The organism is Pseudoalteromonas sp. 10-33, assembly GCF_001469195.1.
Taxonomy (GTDB): Bacteria; Pseudomonadota; Gammaproteobacteria; order Enterobacterales; family Alteromonadaceae; genus Pseudoalteromonas.
Genome location: NZ_LOFI01000004.1, coordinates 68664 through 88704 on the forward strand (window position 1 = coordinate 68664; position 20041 = coordinate 88704).

Sequence of the window (20041 nt, forward strand, 5' to 3'; positions counted from 1 at the left end):
GAGCATTCCTTAAGAGGTAAGTACAAAACAATCCAGATAACCTGGCTTGCTGGCATCAATTTTATTCATTGGTGTGGCGTTGTGCCACACTTGACGGTCGTTTATAAGCGCAAACATTCCGTCTTTAATTTCCATTTTAAAACATGGCTCGGCTTGTTTGTTTTCATATACAAGTAGCTCGCCACCTTCAAGGTTTTCATGCGAAACACCGCATACACATACGTGGTCAAAGCCATCTTGGTGAACGCCTTCAGGCGCTGCTGGTGTATCGCTATCAATTGCAAGCATTCTAAATTGATGTATTTCAATATCGCGCTGTTCATCAATACCTGTAATAGCACAAAATTCGCTAACAATACTTTTCATGCCATCTGATTCAAGTAAGCTTTGCTCTAAATTTTCGTAAGTACGCTCAACGTTGCCTTGAAACGTATTAATTGAATCGTCTTGGACAAATGCTTTGGCAGCTTGCAATTTTAGCTCACCATTTTGAAATTTAATTACTGAATAACGACGCTTACGAAATTCACCATCTGCATAAGGATTTGCAGGTAGGTTGTCAAAAGAAGGCTTAACCAAATCAATATTTGCTTGGTTAATAAAACGAAGTTGCAGTAAATTCTGGTTGTTTAATGCAGTCATGAAATCTCGCCTAAAATAATGAGAATATTGGGAGGGATTTTAATGCATATAGCGAGGAATTATTGCTTTATTATCTAACTAAAAAGCAAATAATACTTAAATTTAATTCAATATAAAATTATTAAAGCATGAATAATCTAAATTAACTTTAAACAATAAAAAACCCGCCGAAGCGGGTTTTTTATTCAAACTCTATAAATTAAACAGCTTGCTGAATAATTACATTGTCTGCTTTTTTAGTGTACTGAGGCATACGGTGGAAGTTCAAGTAACGGTAAGTATCTGCTGCTGTTGCATTGATTTTCGCTGCATATTCTTGGTACTCAGCTGGAGTAGGTAATTTACCTAAAATTGCCGCTACTGCTGCAAGCTCTGCTGATGCTAAGAATACGTTTGCGCCTGTACCTAAACGGTTAGGGAAGTTACGTGTTGAGGTAGAAACAACCGTTGCTTTATCTGCAACACGTGCTTGGTTACCCATACACAGAGAACAACCTGGAGTTTCGATACGTGCACCAACACGACCAAAGATACCGTAGTAACCTTCGTCAGTAAGCTGATCTTTATCCATCTTCGTTGGTGGAGCAACCCAAAGTTGTGTTGGGATACGACCGGTGAAACCATCTAGTAATTTACCAGCAGCACGGAAGTGACCAATGTTAGTCATGCAAGAGCCGATGAATACTTCATCGATTTTCTCGCCTGTAACGTCAGATAGTAAACGCGCATCATCTGGGTCATTTGGAGCACAAAGTACTGGCTCTTTAATGTCAGCTAGGTCAATTTCAAGTACGTGCTTGTATTCTGCATCCGCGTCAGCTTCCATAAGTTCTGGGTTAGCTAACCAATCTTGCATTGCAGTAATACGACGCTCGATTGTACGAACATCGCCGTAACCTTCAGAGATCATCCACTTAAGCATAACAATGTTAGACTCAAGGTATTCGCTGATAGACTCTTTAGAAAGCTTAACAGTACAACCTGCTGCTGAACGCTCTGCTGATGCATCTGATAACTCAAACGCTTGCTCAACAGTTAAGTGCTCAACACCTTCAATTTCTAGCACACGACCAGAAAATTCGTTGATTTTACCCTTCTTCTCAACCGTTAATAGCCCTTCTTTGATACCGTAGTAAGGGATTGCATGTACAAGGTCACGTAACGTGATACCTGGTTGCATTTCACCTTTAAAGCGAACCAAAATAGATTCAGGCATATCAAGAGGCATAACACCAGTTGCGGCTGCGAATGCAACTGCACCTGAACCTGCTGGGAACGAAATACCTAATGGGAAACGCGTATGTGAATCACCACCAGTACCTACAGTATCTGGTAATAACATACGGTTTAACCAAGAGTGAATTACACCGTCACCTGGGCGAAGTGAAACACCGCCACGGTTCATGATGAAATCAGGAAGCGTATGGTGAGTGTTTACGTCAATTGGTTTAGGGTAAGCAGAAGTATGACAGAATGACTGCATCGTTAAATCTGCAGAGAAGCCTAAACATGCTAAGTCTTTAAGCTCATCACGTGTCATAGGACCTGTAGTATCTTGCGAACCTACAGTAGTCATTTTAGGCTCACAGTATTGGCCTGGGCGAATACCAGCAACATTACATGCTTTACCCACCATTTTTTGTGCTAGTGTAAAGCCCTTGTCTGACTCTTCAGTCACTGCTGGTACTTTAAATACATCAGTAGCACCTAAACCTAAAGATGTACGTGCTTTGTCTGTTAAACCACGACCAATGATAAGTGGAATACGACCACCAGCACGAACTTCATCAAGGATTACGTCTGATTTAAGTTCAAAAGTAGAGATCACATCATCTGTACCATGGCGTTTAACAACACCCTCGTATGGGTAGATGTCGATTTGGTCGCCCATGTTGAACTCATCAACATTTAATTCGATTGGTAATGCGCCAGAATCTTCCATTGTGTTAAAGAAGATAGGTGCAATTTTATTACCTAAACATACACCACCAACACGTTTGTTTGGTACAAATGGGATATCATCACCCATAAACCAAAGCACAGAGTTAGTTGCAGATTTACGAGAAGAACCAGTACCTACAACGTCACCTACATAAGCAAGTGGTAAGCCTTTAGTTTTTAATTCTTCAAGCTGAACGATAGGACCGACTTCACCTGCTTTGTCTGGGTTTATTCCATCACGCTCATTTTTTAGCATCGCCAAAGCATGAAGTGGGATATCAGGACGTGACCATGCATCCGGTGCTGGTGATAAGTCATCAGTATTTGTTTCACCCGTTACTTTAAATACAGTAACAGAGATTTTTTCAGCTACTGCAGGCTTATTTGTAAACCATTCAGCCGCAGCCCAAGATTCGATAATTTGCTTAGCAAACGCATTACCCGCTTTAGCTTTTTCTTCTACGTCGTAGAAAGCATCAAACATAAGTAGTGTATTTGAAAGGCCTTTTACTACGATCGGCGCTAATGACTCGTCATCAAGTAGGTCAATCATTGGCGCGATGTTGTATCCGCCTAACATTGTTCCTAATAGTTCAGCTGCTTTTTCTTTAGAGATTAGAGAAGTACTTACTTCACCTTTAGCAACAGCGGCTAAAAAGCCTGCTTTGATATATGCAGCATCATCCACACCTGGTGGTACACGATTAACTAATAAATCTAGAATGAATTCTTCTTCACCTGCCGGTGGATTTTTTATTAATTCAATAAGATCAGCAGTTTGCTGAGCATCTAATGGCGCTGGTACGATACCTAACGCGGCACGTTCTTCTACGTGTTTACGATATTCTTGTAGCACAATATTGCCCTCTTGGTGACGTGAAAGTATTCGGTAGCGCTTCATGCGCACTTGTTACCCAATACTTATAGTATTCTAACGCGTAATTATAAAGCTTTTATAGATAGATGAAAATCCATCCAGTTACACAACTGATTATACCGGCTATAAATAACATGAATAGTGGTTGCGGTAAATTCTATTTCCATGAATACTTGTTAAGTAATAATCATTACGATTTAAATGGCAACCATAAAAAAACCCAGCATAAGCTGGGTTTCTATCATCAAAATAATCTATTAACGTAAAACTTTTACCGTTTTGATTGTTTTGATGTGCGCTTCAACACGGCGGTTTTCTGCGTGTGCAGCTGCTGTGTTAGCCTCATTTTTAAGGCGCTCTTCACCTAAACCTACCGTAGTGATACGGTCAGACGCAATACCATCGTCCATTAACTGCTTAGCTACAGCGTCAGCGCGTTTTTTTGATAACCACTTGTTGTAAGATGCTTTGCCTACTGCTGAAGTATGACCTTCTAAAAGCACTGTTGTTTCTGGGTAATCTTTTAAGAACGATGCAATTTTATCGATGTCGTCTAAGTAACGCTGTGATACAGCTGAATTGTTATTAGGGAAAGTCACTAATAAACTTACAGTTACTTCTTTATCTTCGTATAAAGTACAACCAGTACCATCAACAGCGTCTGTCATTGGTGTATTAGCACACTTATCGTCAACATCTAGAATGTTGTCGTTATCGCTATCAACAGGTGCTACTTGCACTTCAACAACTTCTGGCGCAGGCTGCACTGGCTCAGCAGGCATAGTGTTTTGACCAAAGAAATAGTTAATACCTAATTTAGCGCCAACATCTGTGTAACCTTTATCAATACCTTGGTATACAGCAGTTTCAACGTTAGCAAATAAGTTATCTGTAATGAAATGTCTGTAACCAACACCTGCGTTTAAGAACGTGTTGTCATCAACTACGTCCATTGATTTAATACCAACTAAACCGTAAAAAGGGCCGCCATCTAAATGGTAAAGCGCGTCAATACCAAAACGGCTTCCATCAATATTGTTACGGTTACCAGCAGCTTTATCGAATGCATTGAAATCAAGATCTGCATACTCTAAACGAGCACTCCAAAAATCACTGAAACGGTAACCCGCTTCAAGACCAAAACCAGTCGACTCATTTACGTCTAGACCAGCTTGTGCGCTCATATTTTCCCAAGACGCATCGTAGTAGTCGCCAAATGCGCCAATATAGAAACCTTCTTGCTTGTCAGCAGCAAATGAAGATACGCTAGTTGCAGCTAACGCAATTGCAATAGTTAGTGATTTTAATTTCATTGTTTTCTTCCCATTTTAACAACTAATAAATTGTGGCTAATTAAGTACTAGCTCACTAAGTTTTATACAGACTAACTTAACTTTTGTTAATCAATACTTAACGAAAAATAAAGTTTATAATTTTTTTCAATGCGATATAACGATATCCAACAAGTCAGTTTAGGCGAAATTTAAAACTTTACCTAGCTAGAAACCAACTAGTTGATTATATAAATCGATAATCTGCAGAAGACACAAAGACAACTCAATTAATTGTTCTTGCTCACAATGAAACTAACTTATCTTTATACATTTAGATAGTAACACCAGAATTTGCTTTGCTCAATCAATGAACATCTCTGTTCTATAATATCGTTATTTATAATCATTAACTTATCTATTTTTACAACACTTAAGTACCACAAAAGGTTTTGTAGTTAGTATCATTTAAATGCACCTTTTGAAATTCGGTCATATCATCGCTGAATAAGTACGGATTATTAGCCACTTTGATAAAACGACTCATCAGCTTGCTTGAACCAAGCTCATTATACTCAGCTAATATTGTTTCAATTATATGATTTCGCGGAATGATACATGGGTTCGCTGCTCGCATGATTTCGTAGCTTTCGTTGCTTATTCGTCTTTGCCACTTGTTCGCCCACTCAGTTAATTCTTCGGGAAGAGTTGCGTTGCCATTCACAAACTCCGTTAATGCATCAAAAGTATTGGTGTAATCAAGATGGTGCTCTTGCAATAATGTTAACAGCTCAGAAACAAGCTCCTTATCGCCCTCTTTCACGCCAACCAAGCCTAATTTTTTACCCCACATTGCTGTAAACTCAGTATTAAATTTTTCTGAAAAACGATGTATGAGAGGAGTCAGTAATGACACCGCTTTTTCTTCGTCATCACTAATTAGCGGTATAAGGCTTTCAGCTAAACGTGCACAATTCCAACTCGCCATATTTGGCTGATTACCAAAAGCATAACGCCCTTGTTTATCTATAGAACTAAATACGGTGTCAAAGTCAAAATTATCCATCATCGCACATGGGCCATAATCTATGGTCTCACCGCTTACTAGCGTGTTGTCGGTATTCATAACACCATGGATAAATCCTACGCGCATCCAATTAATTATTAAGCTTACCTGGTTATTAGTCACTGATGCTAAAAAAGCTAGATACCGTTCTGGGCCTTCACTCTTTATTTCAGGGTAATGGCGTTCAATAGCTAAATCCGCTAGTTTTTTTAAACCTTCAATATCACCTTGTGTTGCCAAATATTGAAACGAGCCAACCCGAATATGACTACTTGCTATGCGAGTAACAACAGCACCGGGCTGAGGCTGGCTGCGGTAAACAGTTTCGCCTGTACCTACAACAGCTAAACAGCGAGTGGTTGGAATACCTAATGCGTGCATAGCTTCACTCATTACGTATTCACGTACTGCAGGGCCTAGTGCACATTTTCCATCGCCACCTCTAGAATACGGGGTAACGCCTGAGCCTTTTAATTGAATATCCCATAGCTGATTTTTATCGTCATTTACAGCGCCAAGCAAATGCGCGCGCCCGTCACCTAAGCGCGGCGAAAAGTGTCCAAACTGATGCCCAGAATAACCCAGTGCCACTGCCTTTACAGATTGCGGCTCATTGCCTGCAAAATTGCTAGCACGCAGCTGCGGCTCAACATCTAGATTAAATTGCTTAGCTAACGATGCGTTCCACAATAGCAACTGCGGAGCAGCAACACTCGATGGTTGATCCTCTATTGCAAAGTTATCTGCTATATCTGTGTATCTAGGCACTAATTTCATTATCAATCCTCTGCCTTTTGGCGTATGCCAACCCGGTTATCACCAACGCTATAGGCCACAATTAAACTAAGTTCTTGTAGGCTTAAACCACTTTGCTTTTGCATTTCGTTAAAAAATGCCTGCGCTGCAGTGAGTGATTTTTTAGTTTGGAGCCCGCCATCAATTATTTTATGCGCTCTTAGGTAACTTTCTACATCGCGCGAAAGTAAAAATGTATCTTTACCAAACGCTCTTAAAGCATAGGGGCCTGTATTGCCGCCCAACCGAGCACCGTGTTTTTTTAAATGCGCCCACAAACCAATAATATTATCTGTTGGCCACTGGGCAATAAACTTACTAAAGCTGCCATGTTCCTGTGCTATTTCGTGGATCATGTAAGCATTTTCAGGAATCGTTTTCACTTTTTTATAATTACGAATAATGCGCTCATCGGTTGCCTTTTGCTCTAGCATATCGGGCGGCATCATTAATAATTTATCAACACTAAACTCCCAAAAAACCTCTCTAAAGCCTGGCCATTTACTGTTTATTACCGACCAATAAAAGCCACTTTGAAAAACTTTTCGGGTAAATTCTTCAAGCCAATCGTCGTCACTTAACGTGCTTAACGCTTTTTTAGATAAAGGTTTTGCGAGTAATAACTTAAGCATTTTTTCAGAGCCTTTTCGCTCTACCGCTCGCTTATAAATATCGCTAAATTTTTCCATCTGATTAATGCCTTACTTCTTCTTTGAGTCTAGTGTACGAGAAAAGCAGCCAATACGTAACCACCGCTATTTTCGATGAGCTAATCTATATTTAGCAGCTTGACACCTAGATGGCTAAAATGTTTTAATCGCCGCAATTACCCTATTTAAATTGTATTTGTTTTTACTTTTAAGCGAATACAAAGGGCTAGAAGAGGTGCGTTATTCAGGTAGCGTATGTTAGGAGCGCAAACTCCAGTGAGCATACGTGAGGGGAATACCGCCGAGAGGTAAACGCTTTTGCGAAGCAATTACTTCGGGCGACTAGGTTGAATCCTAGCGACTGTCACCAAGAGCTGTTTTTTAGCAGCTTATTAGTTTGGTGGAGAGCTTCTGGTCTTAAATAATAAGGCCGTGCGCCCTATTATTTTAAGCCCATTCGCTCTTCGAATACTGTTCGAACGACGTTAATGCGGCTCACATCATAAAGCCCCTTTAATATCTCGAACACCTTATAGGTTCGTAAGAGATGATCAACAACTTCAATTTAGACGACTACGCACTGTGGACAGCGCTTGTAACGCCGTTTGATCAACAAGGTAATGTTGACTACGACACGCTCACAAAACTTGTTAGCGAACAAGAAGCGGCACACAACGGTATTTTACTGCTCGGTAGTACAGGTGAAGGCTTAGCGCTTACACTTAAAGAACAGCAAGGCATTGTTGAGCACGTGTGCCAATTAAAACCCAGTGTACCGCTTATGGTTGCTGTAGGCGGTAGTAATTTAGCCCAACAAAAAGAATGGGTTAGCTACTGTAACCAATTACCTATTCACAGCTACTTATTAGGCTCGCCTCTTTATGCAAAACCAGGGGCTGTAGGTCAAACACATTGGTACGAAAGCTTATTAAACGAAAGCGCACATCCGTGTATGTTATACAACGTACCTGGGCGTAGCGGTGTAAGTATTCCGGTGCAAACCATCGAAAATTTACAGGCGCACCCAAAGCTGTGGGCGTTAAAAGAAGCCAGTGGCAACATCACCCAGTTTGAAGCATACCGACAAGCCGCGCCTAATTTAGCGCTATACAGTGGCGACGATGCACTTATGCCCTATTTCGCGCAAGCTGGGGCAAAAGGCTTAGTATCGGTTGCGGCAAACGCATGGCCAAAACAAACGCACGAGTTTGTAAAACGCAGCCTAAGTGGCCAATACCCCAATTTATTTGCTCAGTGGACTCGCGCTATTAATAGCCTTTTTGCTGTAGCAAACCCTATTCCCGTTAAAGTGTTAATGCACCAACAAGGCCGCTTAAGTAGCCCGTTGCTGCGCCCACCTTTAACACATCTTGAGTTAACGCAAACCGATTGCATTACCACTGCAAACGACACCATTTTATCTTGGCATTAAATACAGGTTTTATAATGAGCTGGTTAGAACTACTAAATAATTTAGAATCGGGCGCAGTACGCGCAGCATCACAAAACGAAAGCGGCCAATGGGAAGCTAACGTAGAAGTAAAACAAGGCATTTTAGAAGCCTTTAAAAATGGCACTAACACTGAGTTTGCAGGTGGTTTTGTAGATAAACACAACCTTGCACCGCAAGAGTTTAGTACTGACGATGGCGTGCGTATGGTACCAGGTGGTTCAAGCGTTCGTCGTGGTGCATACTTAGCTAAAGGCACTATTATTATGCCACCAGCGTACGTAAACATTGGCGCATACATCGACGAAGGCACTATGGTTGATAGCCACGCATTAGTAGGCTCGTGTGCACAAGTAGGTAAAAACGTACATTTGAGCGCAGCTGTTCAACTTGGCGGTGTACTTGAGCCAATTGGTGCAAGCCCAGTTGTGGTTGAGGACGATGCGTTTATTGGCGCAGGTTGTGTCATTGTTGAAGGCGTAGTGGTTAAAAAAGGCGCGGTACTTGCACCAGGCGTGCGCTTATCTGCAACCATTCCGGTGTACGACTGCGTTAATGAGCGTCAGCTAGATAAAGGCGAGCCAATCCCAGAATACGCAATTGTAATACCTGGCTCTCGCCCGGCGTCTAACGAATGGGCACGAGAGCAAGGCTTAAGCATGTCGTGTGCGTTAATTGTTAAATACCGCGACGAACAAAGCGATGCATCATTATTGCTAGAAGAGGTTTTACGATAATGAGCTTTTTGAGCACGCCAATCAAAACCGCTGTTAATACGCTTACACAGCAACTTGATACACCTTTTTTTGTTTACGACCTAGATAAACTAAACGCACACCTTACGCGCTTAGTTGCGCAAACCGATGTAAAACTTTGGTATGCAGTAAAAGCGAACCCGCTTTCTAAGATTATTCAAAGCTTAGATAGCGCAAGCTTTAACTTTGACGTAGCAAGTAAAGGTGAACTTGAACAAGTCCTTGCACAAGGTATTAGTTCGCAGCGCGTGCTCAACACAGGGCCTGCAAAGAGCCCTAAACAAATTAAACACTTTATTGAGCGCGGTGTGCGCATATTTGTTGCCGAAAGCCTCAATCAAGTACGTTGGTTAAACCAACAAGCGCAGCTGCAAAATACGCAGCTGCAAGTTTTATTGCGTGTGCAACTACGCTGGCCTGAAGGTAAAAAAAACCCACTAGGCGGCGACAGCCTTACACCATTTGGTTTAGGCTGCGATGAATGGCAAGCACTAAATACCGCCGATTACCCAGGCCTTAGCTTTGATGGCCTGCATATTTTTCAATGGGGCAACATGCTTAGCACGCAAAAGCTAAGCGAGCTGTGGTCGCAAATGATTGCACCGCTGACCACCTTGGCTAATAACTTAAATATAAACCTTAAAATTTTAGATTTAGGCGGCGGTTTAGGTATTCCTTACACCCCAAACGAAGCAACACTTGAGTGGGATGGCCTTATAGCCGCGCTTGCTAAAATTAAAAAAGAGGCGGGTGTAGACGAGTTATGGATGGAGCTTGGTCGTTACGCTGTAGGCGAATGCGGTCATTACGCCAACCCCATCGTTGAGAGCAAACAAAACTATGGTCAGCAGCAAGTTATTTTAAGCGGTGGTATTAACCACTTATTGCGCCCAGCTGTTACAAGCCAAGATTTTCCTGCTGCGTTACTGCGAGAATCAACAGCGCCAAAACAAGCAATGAGCTTATATGGCCCATTATGCACAGCACTTGATTGTTTAGGCGAGCATAACTTACCAAGCGATTTAAACGAGCAAGACTGGCTGGTATTTAGCCAATGTGGCGCCTATGGTTTTACCGAAAGCATGCCGTATTTTTTATGCCATGAGCTGGCAGCAGAATACGTTTTACAAAATGGTGAGCTTACCTGCGTACGCCAAGCAGAAGATGCCAGCCACTATTTAAGGTAATAAACATGAGCATAACGACACCAATCAGCCAAGAAAACATTGTAGTAGGGGAAGTGGCAAACGGCTTACCTCTCACTATTCCTGTGTATCGCTTAAAAGGCGATGGCAGCGGGCCAAGCATTTATATTCAAGCCAACATGCATGGCGCTGAAGTACAAGGTAACGCGGTTATTTTTCAGCTACTAGAGCAATTAAAACAGCTCAATTTAAAAGGCGACATTACCTTAGTACCTTATGCTAACCCTATTGGCTGTAATCAAAAGTCAGGGGAATTTACCCTTGGCCGATTCGACCCAATTACTGGCACTAACTGGAACCGCATGTATCACTACAATAGTGATTTAGTCACCCAGTTTGCCAAAGATCATAGCCAGTACGACGATGCAGCTTTAAAAAGTAACTTTAAACAAGCCTTGCTTGATGAAATAGATACTAAACTCAACGGCCCCGCGTATTTGCTCAATACAGGTAAACGCATTGCGCTTAACCTGCAAAAGCTTGCGCACCAAGCCGACATAGTCCTTGATTTACACACAGGGCCTATCTCAAGCAAGCACTTATATTGCCCAACGTATGCAATCGACAGCGCTCGTTATTTTAACATTGAACATGTACTGCTGATCCCAAGCGACTTTGATGGCGCCATGGACGAAGCCAGCTTTTGCCCATGGTGGCACCTAAGTAGTGCACTTGAAGCACAAGGCAGGAACTTTAACGTACAGGTAGAAGCCTTTACTGTTGAGCTAGGTAGCCAAGAAAAAATAGACCTAAAAGAAGCACTCAACGATGCAAATAGCATTTTAAGTTACCTAAATCATAAAAATGTATTGGTAGATGCACCCCATAAACCAGCTAATATAACTCGCTATGCGTGTAACCTAGATGACTACTTTGCCTATTACGCCCCTATTGGCGGCATGGTTGAATATGTAGCCCCACTAGGTGGGCATATTAAAGCAGGCGAGCCCATTGCACATGTTTTACGCATGGAGCGCTACTTGAGTGAGCAGCCACTACAAACGCTGAGTCTTGATTGCGATGCTATCGCTATTTTGCACTTTGCCTCAGCAAGCGTTAATCAAGGCACTGAGTTGTATAAATTTTTTACAAACGTATTTGAGCTATAGCTCACCCTTCTCATTGCGTGAGAGTACATTAATCTCCTAAGTTAATGTACATTAGATAAAGCGGCTTTGGCCGCTTTTCTTTTGATCTATCAGTACCGCTTTTAACGTAATGTAAACAGTTCAGTAAAAGTTCACTGTACCTAATGTAAAAAGCGTTATAATAAAATAAATCACAACCTACCCAATACTCACAAGGAATTACAATGAGCTGGCGCCACTGGATCACCCTTTCAGCTTTACTAAGTACCGCAGCATTTGCGCAAGACGAAGTACCAACAAACGAGCAAGACAGCAGCATAGAACTCGTCAAGCAATGTATTTTGAATGAAGTAATTGGGGGCGATGGCAAGCAAACACTCGATGAGCTTCGTAAAAAATGCTCTGCACTGGAAGAAAACAAACAACTGACCGCACTTGATAAACGCCAAGCACGTGAAGCGGTAGGCAAAAAAAATCGTAATGTAATCACACCCCATAAACGTAATTACATATTGCCATTATCATATGTTTCGCATCCTAACGATCGCCCGTTCGATCGTTTTGACGAGCTCACAGACGAACAAGATGGTGATACACTCGATAACTTAGAAGCTAAATATCAGCTTTCAATCAAGGTCCCCTTGTTTGACGAATTCTCTGACGAAGACCAAGCCTTGTATTTTGGCTTTACCCTGCAATCGTATTGGCAAATTTATAACTCGGAAATTTCATCGCCATTTCGTGAAACTAACTACGAGCCAGAAATTTTCTGGATGAATTACCTTGATCCAGAAAACGTACTCTGGGGCGATGAAATGGCTATTGTGCTAGGTATATCGCATCAGTCAAATGGCCGTAGCCAACCAAACTCGCGCTCGTGGAACCGTATTTACGCCGATTTCATTTGGGAAAACCGAGGCTTTGTTTTTAGTTTTAAACCTTGGTACCGCATAGCTGAAGACGAAAAAGAAGATCTGCTAGACGCAAAAGGTGACGATAACCCCGATATTTACAAATACATGGGGTATTTTGAATTTAGTGGTGCGTATCGTTATCACGATCATGAATTTAGCTTTATGACTCGCAACAATTTAAATTCAGACAATCGCGGTGCACTTCAGCTTGATTGGTCATTTCCTTTGTGGGGCCGCGTTCGTGGCTACGCGCAATACTTTAACGGCTACGGTGAAAGCCTAATTGATTACAACGCCGATGTTGAGCGGATTGGCGTGGGTATCTTATTAACCGATTTGTTATAAAATCAGCGCATAAAAAAGCCAAGCATTAATTATTAAGTGCTTGGCTTTTTTAATTAAAAATTACTCGTTATTTTTTTACGGCAAACACACCTTCAAACTCAGCAACTACATTGTCACCATCATAAATGGTTACCGGCACAACATAACTTGTTTTACCATCGGCTTCTAAATCGCTTAATTTACCTTTACACGCTTGTAAATCGACACAACCGCGCGGATCTGTATTGAGTGGCTTTAAGTACTTAATATTGGCATCAGCCAGTACAATATTACCTTCAAGCCCCGCTTCTTTGAGCGCCAAATACGTTGCTCCCCAGCCAGTTAATGTGGCTAAGCTATAAATAGAACCAGCAAACATGGTGTTATGTAAATTTAAATTAGCGTCTAAATCAGCGCTGGTTGTAAATTGCCAATCGGTGTAACTTTCTACTTTAATGCCCATTGCATCACTAATAGGAATTGATTCCCGCCAGATATTTTGTAGCACTTGAGTCCAATTAGGATGACGGAACCAACCTGGCTCACTCGGCTTTTGCTTAACCATTTTAAAATGCTGAACATCACCGTAAGCTAAGTGCGCTTTTTCTTTTAATTCGTAGCCGTGGCGCTTATAAAATTCAAGTGCGCGTTCGCGTGCAAATAACACTAGTTCATCGGCATTTTGTGTCCATGCTATTTTTTCTAAATCGTGTAACAGACGACTGCCAATATGCTGATTTCGGTTACCTTCAGCCACCGCCATATAACGAACCTGAGCTTGCTCATGGTTATTAAAATGTAATCGAGCCACCCCTAATACTTCACCCTCTTTATTTTTTATAAACCGGTGTTCAGCGTCCTGCTCTAAATCATCTTGTTCAGAACCCCTGGGCTCACCCCATGGAGCACGTAATACTTCCCAACGTAATTGATAATAAGCTTGCCAATCTTCGCTACTTTGTGGGGTACTTACTTGAAACATACTTACTCCTGTTGTTGTAAAAGCCGCATGTAAAAATTTAAAAAGGCCTCAACCTGTTGATGGCAAATACCATACTCCATCTTAAAAAAACTGCAAATACGACTTTGGTGAGACTTTATAAATGCGTAAAAAATTAATGACAAATCACATTGCGCTTTAACCAAGCTGGTTTATGATAAAGATCATGACCACATATATTGATGCCTCAACAGGCCTAATTAATAGCCATTTTATTGAAGGCAGCCAAAATGAAGGAGTCCTACTTTATTGGCACAACGTAAATGGCGAGCACATTCAAGTGCGCGAGTATGGTAATTTGCGGTGGCTGCTAATTAATAATACGTTGCAATCCATTATCGATGTCAAAAACCCTGAAGCGCTGTTGTTTCCTCACTTACAATATTTGGCTAAACAATGGCAAACACTTTCACCACCTAATAACGTGCTTGAACTTGGGCTAGGTGGTGGGGCTATTCGCAACTATTTACTTAACCAATACCCCCAAGTAAATATAACGTCAGTTGAAAAAAACGCAGAAATATTGGCGTGTTATTCACAGTTTTTTGCAATCAAAAGTGATGAGTGTTTACTTTGCGCTGACGCGCAGCAGGTGTTAAATACTGCCCGAAATATTGATTGGATTATTTTAGATTTGTTTAGCCACATAGACGCACCCCGTTTTTTATTTGAACGCGCATTTTATGAAAAAATCTACTCAGCGCTGAACAACAACGGGACACTCTTTATTAATTTTTTATCGCAACACAGCTCACAGTTAAAGCAACTTCAGCAACAATTACACAATGTATTTGGCTGTGATATTCACCCTCAAAAAATTAAGGGGTACGTTAACCATATTGTTGTGATTCACAAGCAAACACCTTAAACAAATAAGTTAAACGTAACCGGCCCATCATTACATAAACTCACTTGCATATCGGCACCGAACTCCCCAGTTGCTACTTTAATTCCTAACGCTTTGGCTTGGTCAACAAAATACTCATACAACTCATTAGCTTGGCTTGGGGTTGCCGCCGATGAAAAGCTCGGGCGCATTCCTTTTTTGGTATCAGCCGCTAATGTAAATTGCGAAACCACTAGTAACTCTCCGCCTATATCTTTTAGGCTTAAGTTCATTTTGTTGTTTTCGTCGGTAAAAATTCGGTAATTACTGACTTTATGTAAAAGCTTATCGGCAGCGTGTTTATCGTCTGCTTTTTCAACACCTAACAAAAGTAAAATACCTTGCGCTACTTGCCCAATTACTTGGTTGTTAACTTCTACCTTTGCGTGTTTTACGCGCTGTATTAACCCTTGCATTTAACTTATATCCTTTGATTTAGGTTCTTCTTCCAGTTCTATTTCTGGGGTATCCTCAATATCATTTGGGCTAATACACGCTGTAAATTCGGCGCCTAAAAGCACGACTACCCACGCTAAATACACCCACACAAATAAAATTGGAATAGTGGCTACTGCACCGTAAATAACCTCATACGAAGGAAAGTGGCTAATATAAAGTGCAAAGCCTTTTTTAGTTAACTCAAACAACAGTGCAGCAAATAATGCCCCTGGCAGTGCGGCTTTAAACGATACGCGTGTATTAGGCACTAGGGTATAAAGCATGATGAACCCCATCATCGAAATTCCATAAGGGAGCAATTTTAATAAAAAACCACTAAACCCTGGAATACCTTGGTCAGCAAACGAGACTAACGACACAATGTACGAAGTTACACCAATACTTGCCCCCAGTAACACTGGGCCTAAACTCAGTACCATCCAATACACTGCAAATGAAATCATCATCGGGCGCTTTTTCTTAATACGCCAAATGCGGTTGAGCGTTGCATCTACATTACGTATTAAAAGTAAGGCAACAGCGGCTAAAAAACCTATACCCACTGCAGTCATTTGATTGGCATTTCCTGCAAAGGAGCTAATATGCTCTCTGATCACATCCGTAGAAGTCGGTACAAAGTTAGTAAACAAAAAGCTTTCTATTTCCATGCGTGTCGATTCAAACCCCGGAAACGCTGAAAATATAGCAACACCCACCGCAATAAGTGGTATTAATGAAAGTAGCGTTACGTAAGCAAGGTAACCAGCATTAACTGTAATTTGATCATCTATACAACGGTTAATATATTGCATCCACCAGCCGGGTTGCTGGCGTATAAAGGACTTAACTTGCTGTTTGTAATGGGAGAGCTTATCATTCATACAATTGACTTGTGCTTATCGAGTTTTGATTATCATAACAATCAGCACCGGAATTTACAGCACTTACACGTAAATAGGGAATCAAATGAAAAAACAAACACTGTTAAGCGCATCAATACTTGCCCTAACGTTAGCATTATCTGGCTGTCAATCAGCTTACTATTCTGCAATGGAAAAAGTAGGCGTTCACAAACGTGACATTCTTATTGACCGCGTAGAAGAAACAAAAGAGTCGCAAGAAGAGTCTCAAGAAGAGTTTCAGTCAGCGCTTGAACGTTTAACTACACTTATTAATTTTGACGGCGGTGAGCTACAAGATGCTTACAACCAACTCAATGACGATTACGAATCAAGCCTTAAAGCCGCAGACGACGTTACTACCAATATTAATAAAGTAGAAGACGTTGCTGAAGCATTGTTTGATGAGTGGAGCGATGAGTTAGAACAGTACAAAAGCGCTTCGTTAAAACGCGAAAGCAGTAAAAAACTTAACGCCACTAAGCGCCAGTTTGATCAGCTTCTTCGCTCTATGCGAAGTGCTGAAAGTAAAATGGAACCAGTACTCTCATCACTAAAAGATAACGTTTTGTACTTAAAGCATAATTTAAATGCACAGGCAGTTGCTGCTATAAAAGGTGAATTTACTAACCTTAAACGCGATATTCAGATACTGATGAACGACATGAACAAGTCAATTGCCGATTCAAACAAATTTATTGAACAAATGAACAAAGCCTAATAATGCTACTTAATATAGCTCCCCTAAAAGCCTGTTACCCTAACAGGCTTTTTTAAAATTATTTTTTGTTACGATTAACACATTGTTTAATAAATAGCGTTTGTTAAACTTTTACCTAATTGAAGCAATAAAAATAATAAAAATGAAATTACACACACTGTGCTTACTTGTTTCCTCAAGTTTTTTAGCCGCCTGTAGCACAAACAACAATATCAATGTTATTGCAGGGCAAGACAGCGTAACGCCAATTCATGAATCAGGTGAGCGTAAAGATCGCTATCACAATCTCTATATGGGCGAAAAAACCTACCCAGTTACGTGTGAAACCGACTGCTACCCAAAGCACCCCAACGTAATATGCGAAACCACTGCTGAGAATTGCACATATAACGCTGAGCAATTAAACCCGCATCTAAACCTTGGCTTTAATATACGTTGGTTAGGGCATGCTGGTTTTTTGATCCGAACACCTAGCGGCCAACATGTCGTATTTGACCCTGTAAAAGAGCAGTTTGATTCCCCGGTTGATTTAGCATTTAAGCTTGCCTCTGGCTTTTATCGAAAACCAGGTGACTGGCTAAGCAAAACTGAACTCGAAAACGTAGACGCCGTTATGTATTCACATATTCATTACGATCACTTTAATAAATCTGATATAGAAGAAATAGGCAGCAAACCACGTTACTTAGCACCATTAGGCATGGCAGATAACTTTCCAAATGCAGGGCTTAATATTAGCGAAATGGCGTGGTATGCAAAAACTAAAATTGATGATTTAACTATTCATGCACTACCTGCGCATCATTTCAGCAGCCGAATATTAGTGCCCTTTATTTATGAAGATAACGATAAAGACTTATGGAATGGCTGGTTACTTGAGCAAAATGGCAAAACCTTATTTTTTGCAGGCGACACAGGCTACTCAAAGCATTTTAAAGATATTCAACACAACTATGGCAGCATAGACATATGTTTGATGCCCATAGCATCGTACTACAGCGAAGATAGCCCTAAATGGTATCGTTATGTTCATACTACACCAGAAGATGCTCTTACAGCCGCACAAGAGCTTAACTGCAAGGTAATGATACCTTGGGGATACGGTAACTCATCATGGAAAATGGGCGATCGGACGAGTCATTCAGCCTTACTGCGTTTATTACACATGCATAAAACAATGAAATCATCAGTGCCGCTTTATATTTTAAACGAAGGTGAGACTATTAAACTTTAATCAGTCACTAACATAATTAGTAATAAACTCCTTGCTGAACTATCTTTAATTAACTAAGCAGGAGGGAATAATATGTTTCTTGTACGACTCATTTACGCAAGCATAATTACAGACGGCTTTGGGCCTAAAGATATAGAAAATATTTTACAAAGTGCTCGTACCTATAATGTAAAAACACATGTTACCGGCATGCTTTGCTTTAGTAACGAGTACTTTTTACAGTGCCTTGAAGGCTCCAGAACCGCAGTAAATAATACCTATCAACAAATATTAAATGACAAGCGTCACCACAATGTAATTATGCTTAACTATACCCAAATTCCAGAAAGAGAATTTGAAAAGTGGTCTATGGGTTATGTTCCACAATCTAGGGTAACCGAATCACTGAATCTGAAATTTTCAGGCTCTGTTGATTTTAATCCATTTAAAATGTCTGGCGAAAGTGCCCACTTATTAATGCTCGCGTTAAAAGACAGCATTACTGGTGCTATTAGTTAAAATACACATATATATTTGTTTTTAATAGTCACTTAGGCCAAGCTAAGTCATCTTCAATTAGTAAGGCTATTAATGAAAAAAATACTCTTAGCAACAAGCTTATTAATCAGCACCCAAATAATGGCGGCAGACGTAAAATACACATCAACCCCTATTAATATTGACGGCGTATCTGAAAGCGCATGGGATAAGGCTGCTTGGCACGATATGCCACATTTAATGGATGGTACACTGCCTTCAAACGATGCCGATTTTAAAGGCCGCTATCGCTTATTGTGGGATGAAAAATTCTTATACCTACAAGCCGATATTGTAGATGATGTTTTAATAGATACACACCCAGACCCAACCTATAAATATTGGGATGACGATGCCCTTGAAATATTTATAGATAGCGATGCATCGGGCGGGATTCACCAATTTAACCACACCGCTTTAGCGTACCACATTGGCCTTGATAACCAAGCTGCCGATTACGGCCCTGATAAAAAAGCGCACTTATATACCGACCACTTAGTTAGCAACTGGAAACGCAATACCACTGCACCCTATAACATTACTTGGGAAGTTGCGATAAAACTCTACCCTAATGATTATCAACAAGACGCAAAAAATACACCACTTAAATTAACAGAAAAACAAGTTATTGGTTTTATGCTCGCCTATTGCGATAACGATGGCAGTGAAACACGCGAGCACTTTATGGGTTCACACGAAGTACAGCCTGTTGACGGCAGTAGAAACCGTGGTTTTATAGACGCAGATGTATTTGGCAAAATCACCCTGCAGCCAAAAAATAAGTAACCACTAACAACTGAAAACGGTTGGGTTTGAGCGCAGCACAGCGAAACCCAACAAAAAAACATCCTACCAGCGAACACTGATACTTTGCATTATCGATTGTTTCTGCTCTAACTCTTTTACTGCTCACTCCCTTCTCCTTGTGCAAAAAATCTTTAAGTGAATTATTCACAAAGAGGATAAGAGGCACTGCGCTTATAGAGATAAATACATTGTGGCAGATTCGTCATAGAACGAACTAGAGTCGTTGACACATTTGGCAAAACCACTCTACTGCCATGAAGTAACGACTAATAAATAGTTGAGACGTAGGTTGGGTTGAGCAAAGCGAAACCCAACGAAAAATATCCCGCCAACGAACACTGATATTCCGCATTATCGATTGTTTCAGCTCTTACTCTTTCACTTCTCATGCTCTTCTCCTTGTGCAAAAAATATTTAAGTAAAATATTTAAGTAAAATATTCACAAAGAGGTTAAGAGGCGCTGCGCTTTTAGAGCTCAATACTGATAACTAAAAACTGAAAGCTTCTCTTGCTTTAAAAATAAAAAAGCCGCTGTATTTTTCAATACAGCGGCTTCTAAAT

18 protein-coding genes and 1 riboswitch are annotated in these 20041 nt (G+C 40.8%); of the genes, 10 read left to right on the plus strand and 8 right to left on the minus strand.

What is annotated here, in order from left to right; all coding sequences use genetic code 11:
- Positions 1–9 precede the first annotated feature (9 nt).
- The 5 genes from ATS76_RS05010 to ATS76_RS05030 all read right to left on the minus strand — a co-directional run bounded on the left by ATS76_RS05010 (position 10) and on the right by ATS76_RS05030 (position 7281).
- Positions 10–642, minus strand: a complete 633-nt coding sequence (locus ATS76_RS05010; RefSeq protein WP_058551302.1) for a 2OG-Fe dioxygenase family protein — start codon at positions 640–642, stop codon at positions 10–12.
- Between the two features lie 199 nt (positions 643–841).
- Positions 842–3439, minus strand: a complete 2598-nt coding sequence (gene acnB, locus ATS76_RS05015) for a bifunctional aconitate hydratase 2/2-methylisocitrate dehydratase (RefSeq protein WP_058551346.1) — start codon at positions 3437–3439, stop codon at positions 842–844.
- A gap of 278 nt (positions 3440–3717) precedes the next feature.
- A complete protein-coding gene (locus ATS76_RS05020) occupies positions 3718–4773 on the minus strand; it encodes an OmpA family protein (protein WP_058551303.1) in 1056 nt (351 codons plus the stop codon).
- 391 nt (positions 4774–5164) lie between these two features.
- Positions 5165–6574, minus strand: a complete 1410-nt coding sequence (locus ATS76_RS05025; RefSeq protein WP_058551304.1) for a protein adenylyltransferase SelO — start codon at positions 6572–6574, stop codon at positions 5165–5167.
- A 2-nt stretch (positions 6575–6576) separates the two neighbouring features.
- Positions 6577–7281 carry a DNA-3-methyladenine glycosylase I gene (locus ATS76_RS05030; protein WP_058551305.1) on the minus strand — a complete coding sequence of 235 codons (705 nt, stop codon included), beginning with the start codon at positions 7279–7281 and terminating at the stop codon, positions 6577–6579.
- A gap of 183 nt (positions 7282–7464) precedes the next feature.
- Positions 7465–7661: riboswitch (Lysine riboswitch) on the plus strand.
- 128 nt (positions 7662–7789) lie between these two features.
- Here ATS76_RS05030 and dapA point away from each other — a divergent pair.
- The 5 genes from dapA to ATS76_RS05055 all read left to right on the plus strand — a co-directional run bounded on the left by dapA (position 7790) and on the right by ATS76_RS05055 (position 12999).
- Positions 7790–8674, plus strand: a complete 885-nt coding sequence (gene dapA, locus ATS76_RS05035) for a 4-hydroxy-tetrahydrodipicolinate synthase (protein ID WP_058551306.1) — start codon at positions 7790–7792, stop codon at positions 8672–8674.
- A gap of 14 nt (positions 8675–8688) precedes the next feature.
- Positions 8689–9429 (plus strand): 2,3,4,5-tetrahydropyridine-2,6-dicarboxylate N-succinyltransferase, encoded by a 741-nt coding sequence (locus ATS76_RS05040; RefSeq protein ID WP_058551307.1) that lies wholly within the window; start codon positions 8689–8691, stop codon positions 9427–9429.
- Complete coding sequence (locus ATS76_RS05045) at positions 9429–10634, plus strand: PLP-dependent decarboxylase (RefSeq protein WP_058551308.1); 1206 nt, start codon at positions 9429–9431, stop codon at positions 10632–10634. Before ATS76_RS05040 ends, ATS76_RS05045 begins: the two co-directional genes overlap by 1 nt.
- A gap of 5 nt (positions 10635–10639) precedes the next feature.
- The gene (locus ATS76_RS05050) at positions 10640–11761 is read left to right on the plus strand and encodes a succinylglutamate desuccinylase/aspartoacylase family protein (protein ID WP_058551309.1); all 1122 of its coding nucleotides are present in this window, start codon (positions 10640–10642) and stop codon (positions 11759–11761) included.
- A gap of 203 nt (positions 11762–11964) precedes the next feature.
- On the plus strand, positions 11965–12999 hold the full coding sequence (locus ATS76_RS05055) for a phospholipase A (RefSeq protein ID WP_058551310.1): 1035 nt from the start codon (positions 11965–11967) through the stop codon (positions 12997–12999).
- Between the two features lie 67 nt (positions 13000–13066).
- On the opposite strand, the gene ATS76_RS05060 is transcribed toward ATS76_RS05055, so the two are convergent.
- Positions 13067–13960 (minus strand): bifunctional GNAT family N-acetyltransferase/hotdog fold thioesterase, encoded by an 894-nt coding sequence (locus ATS76_RS05060; protein ID WP_058405939.1) that lies wholly within the window; start codon positions 13958–13960, stop codon positions 13067–13069.
- A gap of 172 nt (positions 13961–14132) precedes the next feature.
- Between ATS76_RS05060 and ATS76_RS05065 the strand changes: the two genes are divergently transcribed.
- A complete protein-coding gene (locus ATS76_RS05065) occupies positions 14133–14846 on the plus strand; it encodes a spermidine synthase (protein ID WP_058551311.1) in 714 nt (237 codons plus the stop codon).
- Here the strand turns inward: ATS76_RS05065 and dtd are convergent.
- Positions 14843–15280, minus strand: a complete 438-nt coding sequence (gene dtd, locus ATS76_RS05070) for a D-aminoacyl-tRNA deacylase (protein ID WP_058551312.1) — start codon at positions 15278–15280, stop codon at positions 14843–14845. The genes ATS76_RS05065 and dtd overlap by 4 nt on opposite strands.
- On the minus strand, positions 15281–16183 hold the full coding sequence (locus ATS76_RS05075) for a virulence factor BrkB family protein (protein ID WP_058551313.1): 903 nt from the start codon (positions 16181–16183) through the stop codon (positions 15281–15283).
- A gap of 85 nt (positions 16184–16268) precedes the next feature.
- Here ATS76_RS05075 and ATS76_RS05080 point away from each other — a divergent pair, with 85 nt between their 5' ends.
- The 4 genes from ATS76_RS05080 (at position 16269) to ATS76_RS05095 (ending at position 19458) form a co-directional block, all read left to right on the plus strand.
- Positions 16269–16922, plus strand: a complete 654-nt coding sequence (locus ATS76_RS05080) for a DUF2959 domain-containing protein (protein WP_006791329.1) — start codon at positions 16269–16271, stop codon at positions 16920–16922.
- A 142-nt stretch (positions 16923–17064) separates the two neighbouring features.
- Positions 17065–18156, plus strand: coding sequence for an MBL fold metallo-hydrolase (locus ATS76_RS05085; RefSeq protein WP_058551347.1), 1092 nt, complete (start codon positions 17065–17067; stop codon positions 18154–18156).
- A gap of 72 nt (positions 18157–18228) precedes the next feature.
- On the plus strand, positions 18229–18654 hold the full coding sequence (locus ATS76_RS05090; protein WP_058551314.1) for a BLUF domain-containing protein: 426 nt from the start codon (positions 18229–18231) through the stop codon (positions 18652–18654).
- 72 nt (positions 18655–18726) lie between these two features.
- On the plus strand, positions 18727–19458 hold the full coding sequence (locus ATS76_RS05095; RefSeq protein WP_058551315.1) for a CBM9 family sugar-binding protein: 732 nt from the start codon (positions 18727–18729) through the stop codon (positions 19456–19458).
- Positions 19459–20041: the final 583 nt, after the last annotated feature.

Bases quoted from the DNA above. Each gene is read 5' to 3' on its own strand.
- ATS76_RS05010 (WP_058551302.1), bottom strand. From the start codon at position 642: ATGACTGCATTAAACAACCAGAATTTACTGCAACTTCGTTTTATTAAC.
- ATS76_RS05020 (WP_058551303.1), bottom strand. From the start codon at position 4,773: ATGAAATTAAAATCACTAACTATTGCAATTGCGTTAGCTGCAACTAGC.
- ATS76_RS05025 (WP_058551304.1), bottom strand. From the start codon at position 6,574: ATGAAATTAGTGCCTAGATACACAGATATAGCAGATAACTTTGCAATA.
- ATS76_RS05030 (WP_058551305.1), bottom strand. From the start codon at position 7,281: ATGGAAAAATTTAGCGATATTTATAAGCGAGCGGTAGAGCGAAAAGGC.
- dapA (WP_058551306.1), top strand. From the start codon at position 7,790: ATGATCAACAACTTCAATTTAGACGACTACGCACTGTGGACAGCGCTT.
- ATS76_RS05040 (WP_058551307.1), top strand. From the start codon at position 8,689: ATGAGCTGGTTAGAACTACTAAATAATTTAGAATCGGGCGCAGTACGC.
- ATS76_RS05045 (WP_058551308.1), top strand. From the start codon at position 9,429: ATGAGCTTTTTGAGCACGCCAATCAAAACCGCTGTTAATACGCTTACA.
- ATS76_RS05050 (WP_058551309.1), top strand. From the start codon at position 10,640: ATGAGCATAACGACACCAATCAGCCAAGAAAACATTGTAGTAGGGGAA.
- ATS76_RS05055 (WP_058551310.1), top strand. From the start codon at position 11,965: ATGAGCTGGCGCCACTGGATCACCCTTTCAGCTTTACTAAGTACCGCA.
- ATS76_RS05060 (WP_058405939.1), bottom strand. From the start codon at position 13,960: ATGTTTCAAGTAAGTACCCCACAAAGTAGCGAAGATTGGCAAGCTTAT.
- ATS76_RS05065 (WP_058551311.1), top strand. From the start codon at position 14,133: ATGATAAAGATCATGACCACATATATTGATGCCTCAACAGGCCTAATT.
- dtd (WP_058551312.1), bottom strand. From the start codon at position 15,280: ATGCAAGGGTTAATACAGCGCGTAAAACACGCAAAGGTAGAAGTTAAC.
- ATS76_RS05075 (WP_058551313.1), bottom strand. From the start codon at position 16,183: ATGAATGATAAGCTCTCCCATTACAAACAGCAAGTTAAGTCCTTTATA.
- ATS76_RS05080 (WP_006791329.1), top strand. From the start codon at position 16,269: ATGAAAAAACAAACACTGTTAAGCGCATCAATACTTGCCCTAACGTTA.
- ATS76_RS05085 (WP_058551347.1), top strand. From the start codon at position 17,065: ATGAAATTACACACACTGTGCTTACTTGTTTCCTCAAGTTTTTTAGCC.
- ATS76_RS05090 (WP_058551314.1), top strand. From the start codon at position 18,229: ATGTTTCTTGTACGACTCATTTACGCAAGCATAATTACAGACGGCTTT.
- ATS76_RS05095 (WP_058551315.1), top strand. From the start codon at position 18,727: ATGAAAAAAATACTCTTAGCAACAAGCTTATTAATCAGCACCCAAATA.